Origin of the sequence: Iodobacter ciconiae (assembly GCF_003952345.1) — a bacterium.
GTDB classification, from domain to species: Bacteria; Pseudomonadota; Gammaproteobacteria; order Burkholderiales; family Chitinibacteraceae; genus Iodobacter; species Iodobacter ciconiae.
Map to the genome: position 1 here is coordinate 1,380,051 of NZ_CP034433.1, position 15,454 is coordinate 1,395,504.

Annotated in this window: 15 protein-coding genes; 4 read left to right on the forward strand and 11 right to left on the reverse strand. The window is 50.3% G+C overall.

From position 1 onward, the window contains the following. Positions 1-276: 276 nt before the first annotated feature. Positions 277-2,178: a UvrD-helicase domain-containing protein gene (locus EJO50_RS06085; protein ID WP_125972424.1), complete on the reverse strand. Its 1,902-nt coding sequence runs from the start codon at positions 2,176-2,178 to the stop codon at positions 277-279. A gap of 106 nt (positions 2,179-2,284) precedes the next feature. On the opposite strand from EJO50_RS06085, the gene EJO50_RS06090 reads away from it, so the two are divergent. After that, a complete protein-coding gene (locus EJO50_RS06090) occupies positions 2,285-3,253 on the forward strand; it encodes a hypothetical protein (RefSeq protein WP_125972426.1) in 969 nt (322 codons plus the stop codon). 95 nt (positions 3,254-3,348) lie between these two features. On the opposite strand, the gene EJO50_RS06095 is transcribed toward EJO50_RS06090, so the two are convergent. Next, positions 3,349-4,017 (reverse strand): peptidoglycan DD-metalloendopeptidase family protein, encoded by a 669-nt coding sequence (locus EJO50_RS06095; RefSeq protein WP_125972428.1) that lies wholly within the window; start codon positions 4,015-4,017, stop codon positions 3,349-3,351. A gap of 229 nt (positions 4,018-4,246) precedes the next feature. Between EJO50_RS06095 and EJO50_RS06100 the strand changes: the two genes are divergently transcribed. Further along, positions 4,247-4,816 (forward strand): transposase, encoded by a 570-nt coding sequence (locus EJO50_RS06100; protein ID WP_125972430.1) that lies wholly within the window; start codon positions 4,247-4,249, stop codon positions 4,814-4,816. Between the two features lie 85 nt (positions 4,817-4,901). On the opposite strand, the gene alaS is transcribed toward EJO50_RS06100, so the two are convergent. The 6 genes from alaS to EJO50_RS06130 form a co-directional block, all read right to left on the reverse strand. Further along, entirely contained in the window at positions 4,902-7,526 is a 2,625-nt protein-coding gene (gene alaS / locus EJO50_RS06105) for an alanine--tRNA ligase (protein ID WP_125972432.1), read from the reverse strand. Between the two features lie 264 nt (positions 7,527-7,790). After that, the gene (locus EJO50_RS06110; RefSeq protein ID WP_125972434.1) at positions 7,791-8,975 is read right to left on the reverse strand and encodes a multidrug effflux MFS transporter; all 1,185 of its coding nucleotides are present in this window, start codon (positions 8,973-8,975) and stop codon (positions 7,791-7,793) included. Between the two features lie 170 nt (positions 8,976-9,145). After that, a complete protein-coding gene (locus EJO50_RS17405; protein ID WP_125972436.1) occupies positions 9,146-9,331 on the reverse strand; it encodes an NAD(P)-dependent oxidoreductase in 186 nt (61 codons plus the stop codon). A gap of 95 nt (positions 9,332-9,426) precedes the next feature. Then, positions 9,427-9,657, reverse strand: a complete 231-nt coding sequence (locus EJO50_RS17410) for an NAD(P)H-binding protein (protein WP_125976330.1) — start codon at positions 9,655-9,657, stop codon at positions 9,427-9,429. Beyond that, positions 9,654-9,782, reverse strand: coding sequence for an NmrA family NAD(P)-binding protein (locus EJO50_RS17415; RefSeq protein ID WP_125972438.1), 129 nt, complete (start codon positions 9,780-9,782; stop codon positions 9,654-9,656). Before EJO50_RS17415 ends, EJO50_RS17410 begins: the two co-directional genes overlap by 4 nt. Positions 9,783-9,817: 35 nt before the next feature. Beyond that, positions 9,818-10,432: a DsbA family protein gene (locus EJO50_RS06130; protein WP_164521442.1), complete on the reverse strand. Its 615-nt coding sequence runs from the start codon at positions 10,430-10,432 to the stop codon at positions 9,818-9,820. Here EJO50_RS06130 and EJO50_RS06135 point away from each other — a divergent pair. After that, on the forward strand, positions 10,431-10,583 hold the full coding sequence (locus EJO50_RS06135) for a hypothetical protein (protein WP_125972442.1): 153 nt from the start codon (positions 10,431-10,433) through the stop codon (positions 10,581-10,583). The genes EJO50_RS06130 and EJO50_RS06135 overlap by 2 nt on opposite strands. 115 nt (positions 10,584-10,698) lie before the next feature. Here EJO50_RS06135 and EJO50_RS06140 read toward each other — a convergent pair whose 3' ends face one another. Then, on the reverse strand, positions 10,699-11,853 hold the full coding sequence (locus EJO50_RS06140) for an NAD(P)H-dependent flavin oxidoreductase (RefSeq protein ID WP_125972444.1): 1,155 nt from the start codon (positions 11,851-11,853) through the stop codon (positions 10,699-10,701). A gap of 294 nt (positions 11,854-12,147) precedes the next feature. Here EJO50_RS06140 and EJO50_RS06145 point away from each other — a divergent pair, with 294 nt between their 5' ends. Then, positions 12,148-12,624: an ATP-dependent Clp protease proteolytic subunit gene (locus EJO50_RS06145; RefSeq protein ID WP_233702223.1), complete on the forward strand. Its 477-nt coding sequence runs from the start codon at positions 12,148-12,150 to the stop codon at positions 12,622-12,624. Between the two features lie 66 nt (positions 12,625-12,690). On the opposite strand, the gene EJO50_RS06150 is transcribed toward EJO50_RS06145, so the two are convergent. Both EJO50_RS06150 and EJO50_RS06155 read right to left on the reverse strand, forming a co-directional pair. Next, positions 12,691-13,260, reverse strand: a complete 570-nt coding sequence (locus EJO50_RS06150; RefSeq protein ID WP_125972448.1) for a thymidine kinase — start codon at positions 13,258-13,260, stop codon at positions 12,691-12,693. 114 nt (positions 13,261-13,374) lie between these two features. Next, positions 13,375-15,303 (reverse strand): RecQ family ATP-dependent DNA helicase, encoded by a 1,929-nt coding sequence (locus EJO50_RS06155; protein WP_125972450.1) that lies wholly within the window; start codon positions 15,301-15,303, stop codon positions 13,375-13,377. Positions 15,304-15,454 lie beyond the last annotated feature (151 nt).

The window sequence follows — 15,454 nt, forward strand, 5'->3', positions numbered from 1 at the left end:
CTGAAAATGATTATAGGGTGAAATATGTGTGTCAGTCTTGCTTTGGTGGGACTGGCTATATCGTGGTTTTATGATCAGGCTGGATTGCCAGTGGTGCATTAATAACCGGGAACTGGCTGGAATAATTTATATTTACGTATTTACTGACTTTTGCCGCGTAATGCACGGCCAGCCGGCTGGTTTGTCGTGCTGGTTTGAATCTCTGTTTTGGGTTAAGTCTTTAGATAAATGATGAGCAGGTCTGTTTTGAAAGGGGGCGGTTTTTTATTAAAACTATTATTTAATTCCAATTTCTTCCAGCCATGGGCTTTGTGCCAGGCTTTGTGCATTTGCCAGCAGGGTTAGATATTCCTGCGCACGGGTGATGGCCACATAGAAATGCCTGCGCTCATTTGCCGAATCTGCACCCTCTCTTAGTACCCAGTCACTCAGTTGTGGCAAAATCACATGCACCCATTCCCGTCCTTTCGCCTGCTGTACACTGCTGACCACTACACGTTGTTTATTAAACTGCTGATAGCGCTGACGGCGTTTAAACCAGTCTTTGGCCAATGCGTCAGGGCCGGTTTTGCCCAGCTCGGTGATCAGGGTTTTAAATAGCTGCAGGCGTGCTTTGGCAGCGCGAGCCGTTGGCGCGCTGAGGGCAACCAGTGGTTTTAAGTTGAGCTGATCAACCAGCTCTTCCAGGCATAGGGGAAGTGGTGTTGTCTTTATTCTGACAAAGGCCAGATGAGCCATGGGGGCCGGGATTAGCCCTTTTAAAATAGCGTAAGCATCGGGCAGCCAGTCCAGCCGGTAAAGAGGCTTGTTTTCATAGTCAACACTGATTAGTTCTTTCTGAAAATTGGAAATTTGCTCTTCGCTGATTTCCCACGCCGGAGACTGGATGAGCGCTAGGAATGCATCAACATCGCTGCTGTCGTGAACTATAGGTTTGCTGCTGGCAAGGTAGCCAAGGGCCTGGCAAAGTAAGGCGGCCTGGCGAAGAAAATACGGGCGGCTGCCTTCCATGCGATAGCTGATGCCTGCTTTAAATAGTGCGTCTTCGATGGGCTTGGATGCGTCGGCTTCACGCACCAGGATGGCGCATTCACCAAGATTGCGGCCACTGGCTTGCCAGTCTTCCAAAATGGCAGTGGTGTCGGCTTCCAGCACCACTTTACGCAGCTTAGGCCGCGTGTAATGGCTGGCTTTGGAGCGTACCTCAATAGGGCTGCCCAGGGGTTTGATCAGGCGGGTTGCAATCTGATCAAGCGGGCGGCCAAAACGAAAAGAGCGGGACAGGCCAAAGGGCGCTGATTGCGCTTCCCATGCTTTAAATGCAGAAAACGCAGTCAGACCGCGCCATTCATAAATGTCCTGTGCATCGTCACCAACTGCCAGCATACGGATGCCTGCTGCCTGCATATGTCGCAAAATTTGCTCGTGTACAGGCTTTGTATCGTGAAACTCGTCCACCAGTACCCATTGGATGCCGAGCTGTTTTAAATCTTTACTGATAATTTCTGGCTCACGCAGTAAATCAAATGCGGCATCGCCGGGAGCAAGAAACTCCAGACGTTCCCGGGCATTTTCATAGCGTTTGAATAAACGGTAACGCTGGTGGCTCAAGCCCAAATGTATCAGAGCGTCATCGACATCGTATTCGTCCTCTTCTTCGTCCAGCTCACCCCATAGCGAGAAGGGAGGGTAATTAAATGACAGACTTACTTTTGCATTATCAATAAACTGGTGAAGTACGGCTAAGGACTGACTGTCACGAGGAATCCGCAGTTCATCTTCTGACAGACTACCATTTAAGATGTCAATGGCTTCGTTCATGGCCAGATCGATTAAATTAGCCAGCGAGTCCGGGCGCAGGCGGCGTGGCCTGAGCCTTGAGCGGCCGGAGTATTGGGAAAATACCCGGAGTGCGTAGCCGTCAAAAGTATAAGCCTGAGGTGGCGGTAATTCCGGGTAATGGCTGCGACAGCGCTTGATAAAGGTGTCGCGCCCACTATTGGAAAAGGTCAGTACCAGCGGGCTGTGTCCCTGGTTGCGCAACTGTCTGTAGGCTGCAACCAGTGTGGTGGTTTTTCCTGTGCCGGCGCGGGCACAGATAAGCCCGGAGGGGTGGTCAGGGTGCTCCAGCCATTTGAAAATAGCCTGATGTTCGCTGCCCCATTCCAACTCGTGCATGATTTTCTTCTGTGTGTGCTGCGTTAAAATGCGCAGGGTTTTAAAAATAGTGTACGTATGGCTTCGGTGTTTTTTATACTGATCCGTATGATAAATCAGGATGGATATGTGTAACTGGATTAAATACGGTATTACTTCGGTGGCGTTCTTCAGCTCACTGGCTCAGGCAGACAATTTATCACTTCTTGCCGGAGGCATGAGCAGCGCCCAAAGTGATCAAACATCCTATGCATGGGCGTTGTCCTATATGCATGATTTAAATGAAGACCTGGCGGTCAGTTTTTCCTGGGTGAACGAAGGTCATGTGGATGATCATCATCGGGATGGGCATGCCTTTCAGTTGTGGGGAAAAACTAAAGCTTTGCACCCTAATTTAATGCTGGCTGCAGGGCTGGGACCCTATCGCTATTTTGATACAACACGGCGGACCGTAAATAGCCACGGCTATTTAAACGAGCACGGCTGGGGCGGGATCTTTAGTGTGCAGGCCACCTGGCAGGGTGAAAGTAACTGGCAGTATCAATTACGTTTGAACCATATTCAAACACCGAGCAGCATTGATACCAATTCGGTGATGCTGGGAATGGGGTATCAGTTGTCCCCGATGGGTTTTGATGAAGCAGACTGGCCGGGATCAAGGGGAAGGCAGGAAGTGGCGCTTTATCTGGGGCAAACTATTGTGAATAGTTTTGGTTCGGAATTGGCGGATGCTGCCGCTCTGGAGTATCGCTATGCTTTTGTACCGGGGCTGAAAGCATCGGCTGCCTTTATTCAGGAGGGAGAGACTGATCATTTGCGTCGCAGCGGGATTGCCTTGCAAGCCTGGTATGAGCCCAGTTTTTTTGACGATAAATTCAGTGTGGGTCTGGGGATCGGGCCATATTTCTCGCTGGGTAAGCGTTATCGTAACAATCAGCCTGATATAGAGAAAAAAACCGTATCAGGCCTGGTGACACTGGCAAGCAGCTACCGTTTTAGTGAACACTGGCGTGCCCGGGTGGCCTGGAATCGGACAGTGACTTCCTATGATAAAGATACCGATGTAATTTTACTGGGCCTGGGGTATTTGTTCTGATTTCTGACCGGTTCGGTGTGCAAAGGCCAGAGAAGCCTTGATGCCGGATTTTTGTCAGATACAAAAAAATAGTAGCTTACGGGCTGCTGTTTTTTTTAGGGAAGGTAAGGGGCTGGGTTGATTGCTACTCCCTTGAAACGTAATTCAAAGTGCAGCATGACTTTGTCACTGCCTGTATTTCCCATTTCGGCTACGCTTTGCCCCTGTTTTACGTTGTCGCCTTCTTTTGCCAGAATCTGCCGGTTATGTGCATAGGCGGTCAGATAGTCCTTATTGTGCTTAATGATCAGAAGCTTGCCATAACCACGCACCTGATTGGCGTAAATTACTTTACCGCTTGCCGCCGCGTAAACGGGGGAGCCTGCTGCTCCGCCAATATTGATTCCTTTATTGCTTTTGCCGTTAAAGGCCCTTAAAACCGGGCCTTTATTGGGCCACACCAGCGATATGGCTGGTGTTTTTGGCTTACTGACAGGCGCAGGCGTTGTTGCCGGGGGCTTGGTTTTTACAGGATCAAGGGCGGGAGTGGCGGGCTTGCCCATGCCGATATTCAATATTTGCCCGACGTGAATCGTGTTGTCATTCAGTTGATTTAAGCGCTGTAGCTCGCCGACACTACGGCCTGCATTGCGGGCAATGCTATAGAGCGTGTCACCTGCTTTTACCTGATACATGCCCTCGCCGATGGGGGCTGTGCCGCAAGCGCTGAGCAAAAGTAAAAAAGGCAGAAAACGACAAAGGAGGGGGATTGAGTGGATAGGCATGCGGCAGATTTTAACACCCTGTGTAAGTGAAACTCTGGGTATTAGTTGGAAAAGCAATTTGGTGTCTATTGCTGCTGTACACAAAGCTTGCTCGTGGTTTACCTCGGTTTATTTGGCTTTGCTGGTGTTTAATTTATGAAATGAATCAGATGTTCAGCAGGCTATTGGGGATGACACCATAACGGCGTATTTTTGAGTAGAATTTTCCCCTCGTCTTGGGAGATTCTAAATGAAACCAGCTGAGTATTCCGATAGTCAGATTATGGCGATTTTGAAGCAGGCCGAAGAAGGTTTTCCTGTGGCGGCGCTTTGCCGTCAGTATGGCATGAGTTCAGCATGTTTTTGTAAATGGCGAACCAAATTTTACGGTGTGGGCGCTTTTGCGATGGCGCGGATAAAAGAGCTCGAAGATGAGAATCGGCACCTTAGAAAAATGTACCTTGAGGCCCGGATGCGAGCGGAGCTGATGAGAAAGGCCATGCTAAAAAAGAGGGTTAAGTCATCCTGGCGCCGCCAGATGGCTCATTGGGCCGTTGAGCATTATTTGGTTTCTGTGCGTGAGGCCTGTGCCTGTTTTGCCATTAGCCTGACCTGTTATCACTATGTATCCCGGCTGGAGCAGGAAAATAAGGAGATCGCTGACTGCTTACGAAATTTAACCGAAACTAATCCCGAATGGGGTTTTGGTTTGTGTTTTTTATATTTGCGAAATGTCCAGCAGCGGAGCTGGAATCATAAACGGGTTTACCGGATTTATTGTGATTTGGCATTAAACCAGCGAATGACAGCCAGAGCCTGATAAGGAGTGGCATGAGGGGCAGCAAAATAAAACGGGCGACTTTGCTTAGGAGTCGCCCATTTGGCTTGCCCGTTTTGGGGTAGCTTTAAAGCTTAGTTGCAAGCCATGCCGGGGTGCTGTCTAGCGCACTTTTCAGGTTTTCCGGCTCTGTGCCGCCGGCTTGTGCCAGATCAGGCTTGCCGCCGCCTTTGCCGCCAACCTGCTGGGCGACGAAGTTAACCAGCTCGCCAGCTTTTACTTTGCCAGTCAAGTCATTACTGACACGGGCGATCAGGCTGACTTTACCTTCGGATACACTGGCAAGAATGGCGATGCCGCTTTGCAGGCGATCCATTAGCTTATCACTCATTTCACGCAAGACTGTGCCTTCAACACCATCTACGATGCCGACTACACATTTTACGTCACTGATCGTGCGTAAACCAACGCCAATCAGGCTGTCCAGCTGGGCAAAGGCCATCTGGCCTTTCAGATTTTGTACTTCTTTCTGGGCCAGTTTCAGCTCGGCTTGCAGTTTTTCCAGCTTAGTGATCAGCTCACCTGGCTTGGATTGCGTCATCGCGGCAAGGGCTTTGATTTCGCTGTCTTGCGTTTGCACCAGGGCTAAAGCGGCTTCACCGGTGATGGCTTCAATACGGCGAATCCCTGCTGCAATACCGCTTTCTGCGATGATTTTGAAGAGGCCAATATCGCCCGTGCGGCCCACATGCGTGCCGCCGCATAGCTCGGTAGAGAAGTCGCCCATTTTTAATACGCGCACATCGTCGCCGTATTTTTCGCCAAACAGCGCCATGGCACCGGCAGCGATGGCGTTGTCAAAACTCATCTGTGCTGCTGAAACAGCATCGTTACGCATAATTTCTTCATTAACCAGCGCTTCAATCCGGGCGATTTCAGCTGGGGTTACTGGTTTGGGCTGGCTAAAGTCAAAACGTGTGCGCTCAAACGTCACCAGCGAGCCTTTTTGCTCCACATGTGTGCCAAGCACGGTGCGTAGTGCTGCGTGCAGCAAGTGGGTAGCGCTGTGATTGCGCTGGCTGGCCTGACGCTTCACCAAATCAATGCTGGCGGTTACGGCGTCGCCTACTTTCAGATTGCCATTGCTGACCACACCCTGATGACCAAAGACATCGGATTTCACTTTTTGCGTATCGGTCACATCAAACAAAATATCGCCCGCACGGATGCTGCCTACGTCACCGGCTTGGCCGCCTGATTCGGCATAAAACGGCGTGTGATCCAGCACCACTACGCCCGATTCGCCGGCGTTTAAGATTTCAACCGGCTCGCTGCCACGATAAAGTGCCAGTACCTTGGCCGCTTGGGTGCTTTCGGTGTAGCCGTGGAAACAGCTTGCTTCCCCGTCGTAAACCAAACCCGTTACTGCTTTAAACTGACCGGCCGCTTTAGATTGCGCCCGCTGGGTATTGAGTGCTACTTCAAAGCCTTCCATATCCACGCTGACATTGCGCTCGCGGCATACGTCAGCGGTTAAGTCGATAGGGAAACCGTAGGTGTCAGAGAGTTTGAAGGCAGTTGCACCATCCAGTACTGTCTTGCCGCCCGCTAAGGCGGTATCGAGCAGGGCCATGCCGTTTTCCAGTGTTTTGGCAAACAGCTCTTCTTCGTATTTCAGTGTTTCTTCGATCAGTGTTTGTTTTTGTACCAGCTCTGGGTAGGCGTGACCCATTTCGGCAACCAGTGCGGCAACCAGTGTAAAGAAGAATGGTTTTTTCTGGCCAAGTTTATAGCCATGACGCACGGCGCGGCGGATGATGCGGCGCAATACATAACCACGGCCTTCATTACTTGGCAATACACCGTCAGCAATCAAAAAGGAGCACGCGCGGATATGGTCAGCAATCACCTTAAGTGAAGGCGTTTCCTGATTGTAAGGCACGCCAGTTGCGCCAGCTGCAGCTTGTAATAGAGCAACAAAGGAATCTGTTTCGTAATTGGTATGCACTTTTTGCAGTACGGCAGACAGGCGCTCCAGCCCCATGCCGGTATCAACGGATGGTTTTGGCAGTGGGTGCATCACACCTTCGGCATCGCGGTTGAACTGCATAAACACGTTATTCCAGATTTCTACAAAGCGATCGCCGTCTTCTTCCGGGCTACCAGGAGGGCCTCCCCAGATATGATCGCCGTGATCATAAAAAATCTCGGTACAAGGGCCACAAGGGCCGGTGTCGCCCATGGCCCAGAAATTATCCGAGGCATAGGCTGCGCCTTTGTTGTCGCCAATACGGATGATTTTGTCTGCAGGCACGCCCATTTGCTGGTTCCAGATCTCAAACGCCTCATTGTCTGATGCGTAGACCGTGACCAGCAGTTTTTCTTTTGGGATGGCCAGCCACTCAGGGCCGGTTAAAAACTCCCAGGCGTAATGGATGGCATCCTTTTTGAAATAATCGCCAAAGCTGAAGTTGCCGAGCATTTCAAAGAAAGTGTGGTGGCGTGCAGTGTAGCCGACGTTTTCTAAATCGTTGTGCTTGCCGCCAGCGCGTAAGCATTTCTGGCTGGTGGTGGCACGGGTGTAATTGCGCTTATCAAAGCCCAGAAACACGTCTTTGAATTGCACCATGCCAGCCACGGTAAACATGATGGTTGGATCATTGCCTGGCACAAGCGGGCTGGAGTTAACGACCTGGTGGCCTTTAGAGGCAAAGAAGTCGAGGAATTTCTGGCGGATTTCGTTTGATTTCATAGTGTATAGGGTCGGTATTCGGTGAATACGAAAGTATTGATTCTAAATGAAAGCCCATCATCAGGGTAGCGCCCCGTTAATAAGGGGGCGAGCTTGCAGGCGGGCGAGGGAATCGGATGGCTCTTTGGTGTGTTTCTGATGTTAAAGATATTGGGCCGGTTCTGTTTTACGGGCTTATCTGCCACACAGTCGTTTATTCAATTCATCGCCTGAATGGGTTTGCGTGGCGTCGCCCGGGTTGCACAGGGGAACGGAGGATACGATTTAAACCTTTGCAACGGTCACTGGCCCGCTGCGGTTTAGCCGCCATGCACCTGCACTACACGCGGCAAGCAGCGTGAGTAAGGGTAGTGCGCTGTTGTCGTGCCATAAGCCCATTAATAAACCAGCCAGTGTGGCGCAGCCAAATTGCAAGGAGCCAAGCAGAGCAGATGCCAGCCCGGCTTGTTTGCTCTGGTGTTGCAAAGCCATTGCTGAGGTATTGGGGGTGATAAAGCCCATGCTGGTGACAAACATAAATAAACCCAGCAGCAAGAGCGGGAAATTAAGCAGGCCCGATACTTGCAGCAAAAACAGACTTAGCCCGGAAAAGGCGGGAAAGTACAGTGCGCGTCTGAGTAGCTTGCTTGTGCTGTGGTTTTTTAATGCGCGTACATTAAACTGGCTGCTGATAATAAAGCCTGCTGCATTACTGGCAAAGATCCAGCCAAAATGCTCGGCAGGCACGCCAAATAGCTCAATGATGATGTACGGTGATCCTGCGATATAGCCAAAAAAGCCCCCCATAAGCAGTGATCCCGTCAGAGCGTGACGCATAAATGCTTTATCGCGGATCAGTGTGGCGTAGCCCTTTAGTACTTTACCCAGTTCAAGTGCCGGGCTGTGCTGGGTATCGTGGGTTTCTTTAAAAAAGAAATGCACATTAATCAGGCAGATCAGTGCAAACAGCATCTGAAAAGCAAAAATGGCCCGCCATCCCGCTGTGGTTGTTACCCACCCACCCGCAATAGGGGCCAGAATCGGGGCGAGGCCCATAATCAGCATCAGGGTAGAAAAAGCTTTGGCCATTTCCTGCACATTGCAGCGATCCCTAACTACGGCCCTGGAAACCACCATGCCCGCACAGCCGCCAAGGGCTTGCAAAAAGCGCAAAGCAATAAGCTGATCAATCTGTGTGACAAAGATGCAGCCTATAGTGGCCAGAATATAAATCGTAAGGCCAAAATAGAGCGGTGGTTTACGGCCAAAACGGTCGCTAAACGGGCCGTAAATTGCCTGCCCGATTGCCAGACCAATAAAAAAGCTGGCAAGAGTAAGCTGTACCGAGCCAGGTGTAGCCCCCAGACTGTGCGAAATAGCCGGGAAGCTGGGTAAATACATATCGATGGAAAGCGGGCCAAGTGCAGTAAGCGCACCCAGTAAGAGTAGCCATGGTGGGAAATAGCGCATGCAGTTTTGCTTTTTTAAAAGAAAAGTTTGCTTATTGTACGCTGACTAAGCCCGATAAAGGGGCTGCGGTGCCCTGTTTCTACGCTGCTTATACAATGACAGCTCTAGATACGGGTAGCCCGCAATCTTGTTTTTTTGTAGGGTGCCCTTTGGGTGAAAGCATGCATAATTTAATAGCCTGCGGTAAAGCGTTGACGGCTATGCCGTGCGTTTTCTGCTTCATTTAGCATGGCCACAGCAAAGTCTTCTACCGAGATACGGCTTTCGCCCTGAGCATCAAGCAGTAATTGATCGCCACCCAGGCGGAACTGACCTGTGCGTGCGCCTGGCTCTAAATGAGCGGATGGGCTGAGCATCGACCAGTCCAGTACGCTTTCTTTGCGCAGTCATTTCAAAGCCGTACGAGCACCGAGAGCTGAGCCTTTCCATTCGGCCGGAAAGCCGGGCGTGTCTACCACTTGCACGCCGGGAGCGACTTCCAGGCTACCTGCGCACCGACAACTAAAAAGCGGGGTGCCGCTGATGCTTTTACGCTGTTCAGAATGTGCTGAAAACCATCTACAAAATACTGGTAAACATCCCCCGCTGCGTGGCCGCTGAATGCACTGATTACGAGGTCATGGCCCGCTAATTGGGCAGCTAGCGCAGCTTCATCGTTTACATCGGTTTTAACTGCGGTCAGGGCCGCGTGAGCGGGCGCCTGGCGATGTTTTGTACCAGGGCGCTGACCTGATGGCCGCGCTCAAGCGCTTCGTTTAAAAGCTTAGAGCCGACATAACCTGTTGCGCCGATGATTGCGATTTTCATGGTGTTTCCTTACATGTTGATGGTGTAAAGCGGTTTTATTGTTTTGCAACAAAATCAATTAAATTTTGCGGGTCCTTGTGCATCAAAGAGCTGGGAACAACAGACAGTTGGCCGCCCTTTTGTAATAGCAGCGTGGGTACGCCGCGCAGGCCGTTTTTTTGCATTAAAGCCTGAGCCCGTTGCGTAATCGTGTGTAATTCTTTGGGCCAGCCTGCTGCAAAATCTTTGGCAAATTGTCCGGCATCCAGACCAAACTCTGCTGCCAGCCCAATAAAATCGGCTATGTCCTGTGTGCCTTTGGCATAACGCAGTTGTTGTATCCGGTGCAGTACATCCACCGATTGATCTGGTACGGTCTGGCTGATCAGGTAGTAAGCCAGTGTGGAAGCACTCGAATCAAAAGGGGTGTCCAGATCAGCCAGAATATGCTCTTTGTAGGCCAGGCTAAACTCCTGTCCTGTGATCTGGGCGATGCGTTGATCGCTGCTCCAGAAGTGGCTTGCCATTTCTCTGCTCATTGCCTGAGGATGGGAAAATAGCCCCGTTGGGTGCAACTGCCATTTCAGGGTTGTCTGTGCTTTTAAGGCAGAAAGAGCAGGCGCTGCGCCGTAACACCAACCACAAAGTGGGTCAAATAAGAGATGCAGCATGTTGAGTGTCCTAAAAAATATGCTGCTACATCTTTTACCTGAATGGGCCATGCCAGCCGGTGGCATCTATGCGGTATATCCAAGTGCCCGTTATTTGCCTGCAAAGGTCAGAATTTTGCTTGATTTTATGCGAGCAAGGCTGAAAGCCTAGGCGTGGTTTTAGGGTTGAACAAGGCAGAAGACGCTCATGATGCAATCACCATGAGCGTCTTTTAAGACTGTGCAGCTTTGTAGTTTGCCTGGCTATGAAGAAACATCAGCAGGCCTCAGGCCATAGCAGCTACTCTGCCGCTCATCAGGTAGTCGATCAGTTCGCGCACCGGACGAATGGCTTTGCCGAAGGGAAGGTTGCCATTGCCTCTGAAAAACAGGCCTTTGTCGAGTTCACCATGCATGGCGGAGGCAAGTTTGAGGTCGATGCAGAACTGGCCAACTTTGTTCAACCCATCGCGCAGGCCGCAGTGGCTTAGGCAATCCATGCGCTGGGTGCAGCGGCGCGGATCAGCGCGGGCCAGTGCTTGCAGATGGCTTTCGCGGCGCAAGTATTGTTTGAGCCAGGGGGTGGCAACGGCACGGGCGGGCAGGCCGGCTACGCTGACAAACTCGGCCAGATCGCTGGCTTTGGCATTGATTAAGGTTTGCTTAAAGTTGATATGCGCATCGCCTTCTTCACAAACCGCAAAGGCTGTTCCAAGCTGTACGGCATCTGCGCCATTGTTTAGCCAGTGGTCTACTTTCTCATGGCTGTCTATGCCACCAGCAACAATTAATTGAGGTGCATCGCGGCCCAAACCCAGCTCTGTAAACAGAGCATGGCAATCAGCCAGTACTTTAGCAAAATCAAAGCGGGAGTCATGCACGTCGCTGATGCGTGCCGCGCCTAAATGGCCGCCTGCGTGGCCGGGATGCTCAATTACAATGGCATCAGCGCGCCGGCCTTTTTTTAACCATTTTTTTAAAATAATGGCTACGCCGCGTGCGTCGGACAGAATCGGAATTAGTGCAACTTTAGGGTGATCTGCGATCATTTCAGGTAGATCGATTGGCAGTCCCGCCCCCATAACAATGGCATCTGCTCCGCTTTCGCAGGCCTGTTTTACTAAGGCTACATGATCACGCACGGCCTTCATGACGTTGACAGCAATCATGCCGCAGCCATTGGCTATTTCTTTGGCTGCGCGAATCTCTCTGTCCAGCGCGGTTAAATTGGTTTTATTGATCAGATTGGCATCAAGGCAGCGGTGTGTTGCAGCTAGCAGATCGGGGTGGTGTTGGCGTAAATCCACACTGGCGATGGTGCCGAGGGCATTTTCTTTGGCAACGGCTCCGGCAAGTTTATGCGCTGAAACGCCCACACCCATGCCGCCTTGTACGATAGGTAAGAGGCTGTGTCCTGCAATCTGAAGTGATTTAAAGCTCATTGTTTATCCTTACGTAGGTAGATGCAGCATAAGCCCCCTGCTTATTTACGTATTGTGCAGGGTCAAGTGTTTTGGGTTTGTTGCTGGCTGACTCATATTAAAGGAGATGGGTAGGGATAAAACGCCTATTCTTAAGTATTTCCATTGTTATTGCTTTTGATTTTTGTAAGTTTATCTACCCAGGGGTATAAGATGGCTGAAGCAGCAGTAACAGGGGGCTCATAAGACGCTTTTCTGGAAGAAAAAGCATTCGAAACCCGCTTTGTTTTTATTATTGGCACGATTAACGATGTACTGGCTAAAGATACGGCTCGGCGTTTGATTGCTCTGGCGACCGAGTCGGCCAAGCCTATTAATGTGCTGATTTCGTCCCCCGGTGGCCATGTGGAATCAGGTGATGTGATTCATGACATTATCAAATTTATTCGTGCCCCGGTGAATATGATAGGCAGCGGCTGGGTAGCTAGCGCGGGTGCACATATTTTTCTTTCGGCTCCCAAAGAGCGAAGGGTGTGCCTGCCCAATACACGTTTTTTGATTCACCAGCCCAGCGGGGGTATGGGTGGATCTGCTTCTGATGTAGAAATCCAGGTCAAAGAAATCATCCGTATGCGCGAGCGGATTGCGGCAGTGATTGCTAAAGAAACTGGTCAGAGTCTGGAGAAAGTATTGAATGATATTGAGCGTGATTACTGGATGAATCCAGAAGAGGCCATTGAGTACGGCCTTGTTTCCAGGGTGATTCAAAGTCACACCGATTTGGAATCGTGATCCACAGCCCTTGGTGGCTTCTAAGGGCTGTTTTTTTGTGGTGGGGTAAGCGCGATCTGTTTGCGTTTACAGGGCGGCTTTTGCCGAGTAATAGCATCTGGCACACATGGCCAGGTATCTGGAATTGCCGCCGATGACAATCTGCTCGCCGGTGATTTCCCGGTAGCCTTGGGCGTTTACCCTTGCGTTCATGGTGGCTTTTTTGCCGCACAGGCAGATGGTTTTCATCTCTTCTAAATCATCGGCCAGTGCCAGTAAATAGGCAGAGCCGGGGAAGGGGGTGCCTAAAAAGTCTGCCCGCAGGCCGTAGCAAATTACCGGTAAATTGCTTTGATGCGCCAGTCTATGCAGCTGCCGCACTTGCTCCGGGCTGAGAAACTGCGCTTCATCAATCAAAATACAGGCGACTTTTCGCTTGGCAAACAGCAGGCTGAAATCGCTGCTGCTGCTGAATATTTCGGCTTGCCGCGTAACACCCAGCCGCGATGCCACCGTGCCTACGCTGTGCCTGTCATCAATGGCGGCGGTAAAAAGCGCAATTTGCATATCTCGCTCTTCGTAATTATGAGCAACTTGCAGCATGGCCGTGGATTTGCCCGCATTCATAGCGGAATAGCGAAAATAGAGTTTGGCCATGAATGGGGTCCCGGCGAAAAATGCCGCATTCTACGCCGTAATTCGGGGGCTTGCGAGAGAGCGTTGCCATGTTTTAGCCGGCAAAATGTATGGCTTATCTCTTGTTAAATAAAATCAGGCCATAGCAAACGCCGCCCTGACTTCTGCAAAGGGATAATCTGCCAGTTTGCCAAAATAGGCCATTTTGCTAGCACGGTATTTGGTGAGTAGCGGCAGGGTGATGCCGCACAAAAAACAGCTGAGTAAATGGGCGCTAAGTGGCTTGCCTGCTTTATTAAGCAGGTCAGCACACATTGCGTGTAAATCGAGATCTTCAACGGAAACAAGCGCTGGTGGTGCAGGGAGGGTGGCGGGTTTGCCGTGGCATACACTGCAATGGCCACAGGTAGCGGGGGCTTTTTCGTCGCCAAAATAGACTGCCAGAGTGTGGCTTAAGCATTCTTTGCTTTCAAAAAGTGCCAGCATTTGTGCCAGGCGGCCAATTTCTTTTTGTTCCTTGTCACTAAACTGGCGATAAAGCTGTGCAGATAACTGTTCAATATCGATAGGGGCGAGCACTTGATATACATCGGTCATTTGCTTGGTTTCAAGGCGCAAATAGCCACTTTCATCAAGATATTCAAGTGCAGCAACGGCGCGCTGGCGCTGATCAGGGAACTCGCCAAGAAAAGAATCAAAATCAAAGCTGTACCATGTGCGGGCAAGCTTGGAGTGTTTAAGAAGGGAGCTAATAAAATCACGGCGCTCTTCTTTAAAGTGGCCCAATAAATCGGTTTCGCTCATTTGCAATACGAAACGATATTCGCTGTAGTAGCTGTACAGGGGCTGAATCACACCCTGCATGTTTAAATAAACCAGGAGTGTTTTTAATGGCAATTGGCGAATATTGCTTTGCGATGATAAATCGTAAAGCGTTATTTCCCATTGGCCGTTTTCTGTGTTTTCAATAATGTTTTGTAAGACTCTGGCAATGGACGCCTGTTCTGGCGTGTCCCCATAAACAAAGTTTTGCAGCAGGTTTAATCCATCCTGGCTGCCAAGCAAGGTGCATAGCGATTTTTTGCCATCACGCCCGGCGCGGCCAATTTCCTGGCTATAGTTTTCCACTGATTTAGGTAAATCATAATGAATTACCTGGCGGATATCACTTTTGTCGATGCCCATGCCAAAGGCAATCGTTGCCACAATCACCTGTGACGCACCCCGCATAAAATCATCCTGAATCTGCTGGCGCACCATATTATCCAGCCCTGCATGATAGGCCGTGGCTTTAAATCCTTTGTTTTGCAGCATGGCAGCGACGACTTCGGCCGTGTTTTGCTGGGTAACATACACAACACAGGGCTCATCTGGTGTTTTACCGAGCACATGGATCAGCGTGGCGTCTTTATGAGCGCTTTCAGTTGGGCGAATATGCAGGTGTAAATTAGAACGATAAAAGCCGGTCACGGTAGTGTGATGTTCATGAATGGCAAATTTTGCGGCCATATCCCTAATCACAGCCGGTGTGGCTGTAGCGGTGAGTAATAGTGCCTGGGGGATTTTTAATTCGCGCTTGTAATCGGGTAGTTTCAGGTAGTCGGGTCGAAAGTTATGTCCCCATTCGGAAATGCAGTGCGCTTCATCAATCACCATGAGTGATACGGGAATCTGCGCAATAAAGCGGCGGAACCGCTCGTTTTTTAAACGCTCTACCGATATCATTAAGATCTTGAGTCTGCCTTCCTGCGCATCCTTCATGACTTGCTGTGTTTCTTCGCGGCTTTGACTGGAATCAATTGCTGCAGATGCAATACCCTTGCTTTGTAAAAAAGCCAGCTGATCGCGGATTAAAGCTAACAGGGGGGAGATTACCAGTGTGAGGTGCGGCATTTGTAAGGCTGCCAGCTGATAGCATAGCGATTTGCCCGAGCCGGTAGGAAAAATCGCCATTGCCGAATGCCCGTCTGTCAGTGCTTCAACGACTTCACGCTGACCATTGCGAAATTGGTTAAAACCGAAATAATGTTGAAGTTGTTCAGAAAGCGGTACGGCGTTAAGCATAAGACTTTTATTCCAGAGTGCGGGATAACAGGGCGAAACAGATCAGTGTGACGGGGGCGAATATTAACAGAGGTGTAAGATTTTTGCCGAGTTATTGATAGGGTGTTGGGCTTGTTGTTACTAAGGCGGGTGAAATAGGCCGCGTGTAAGC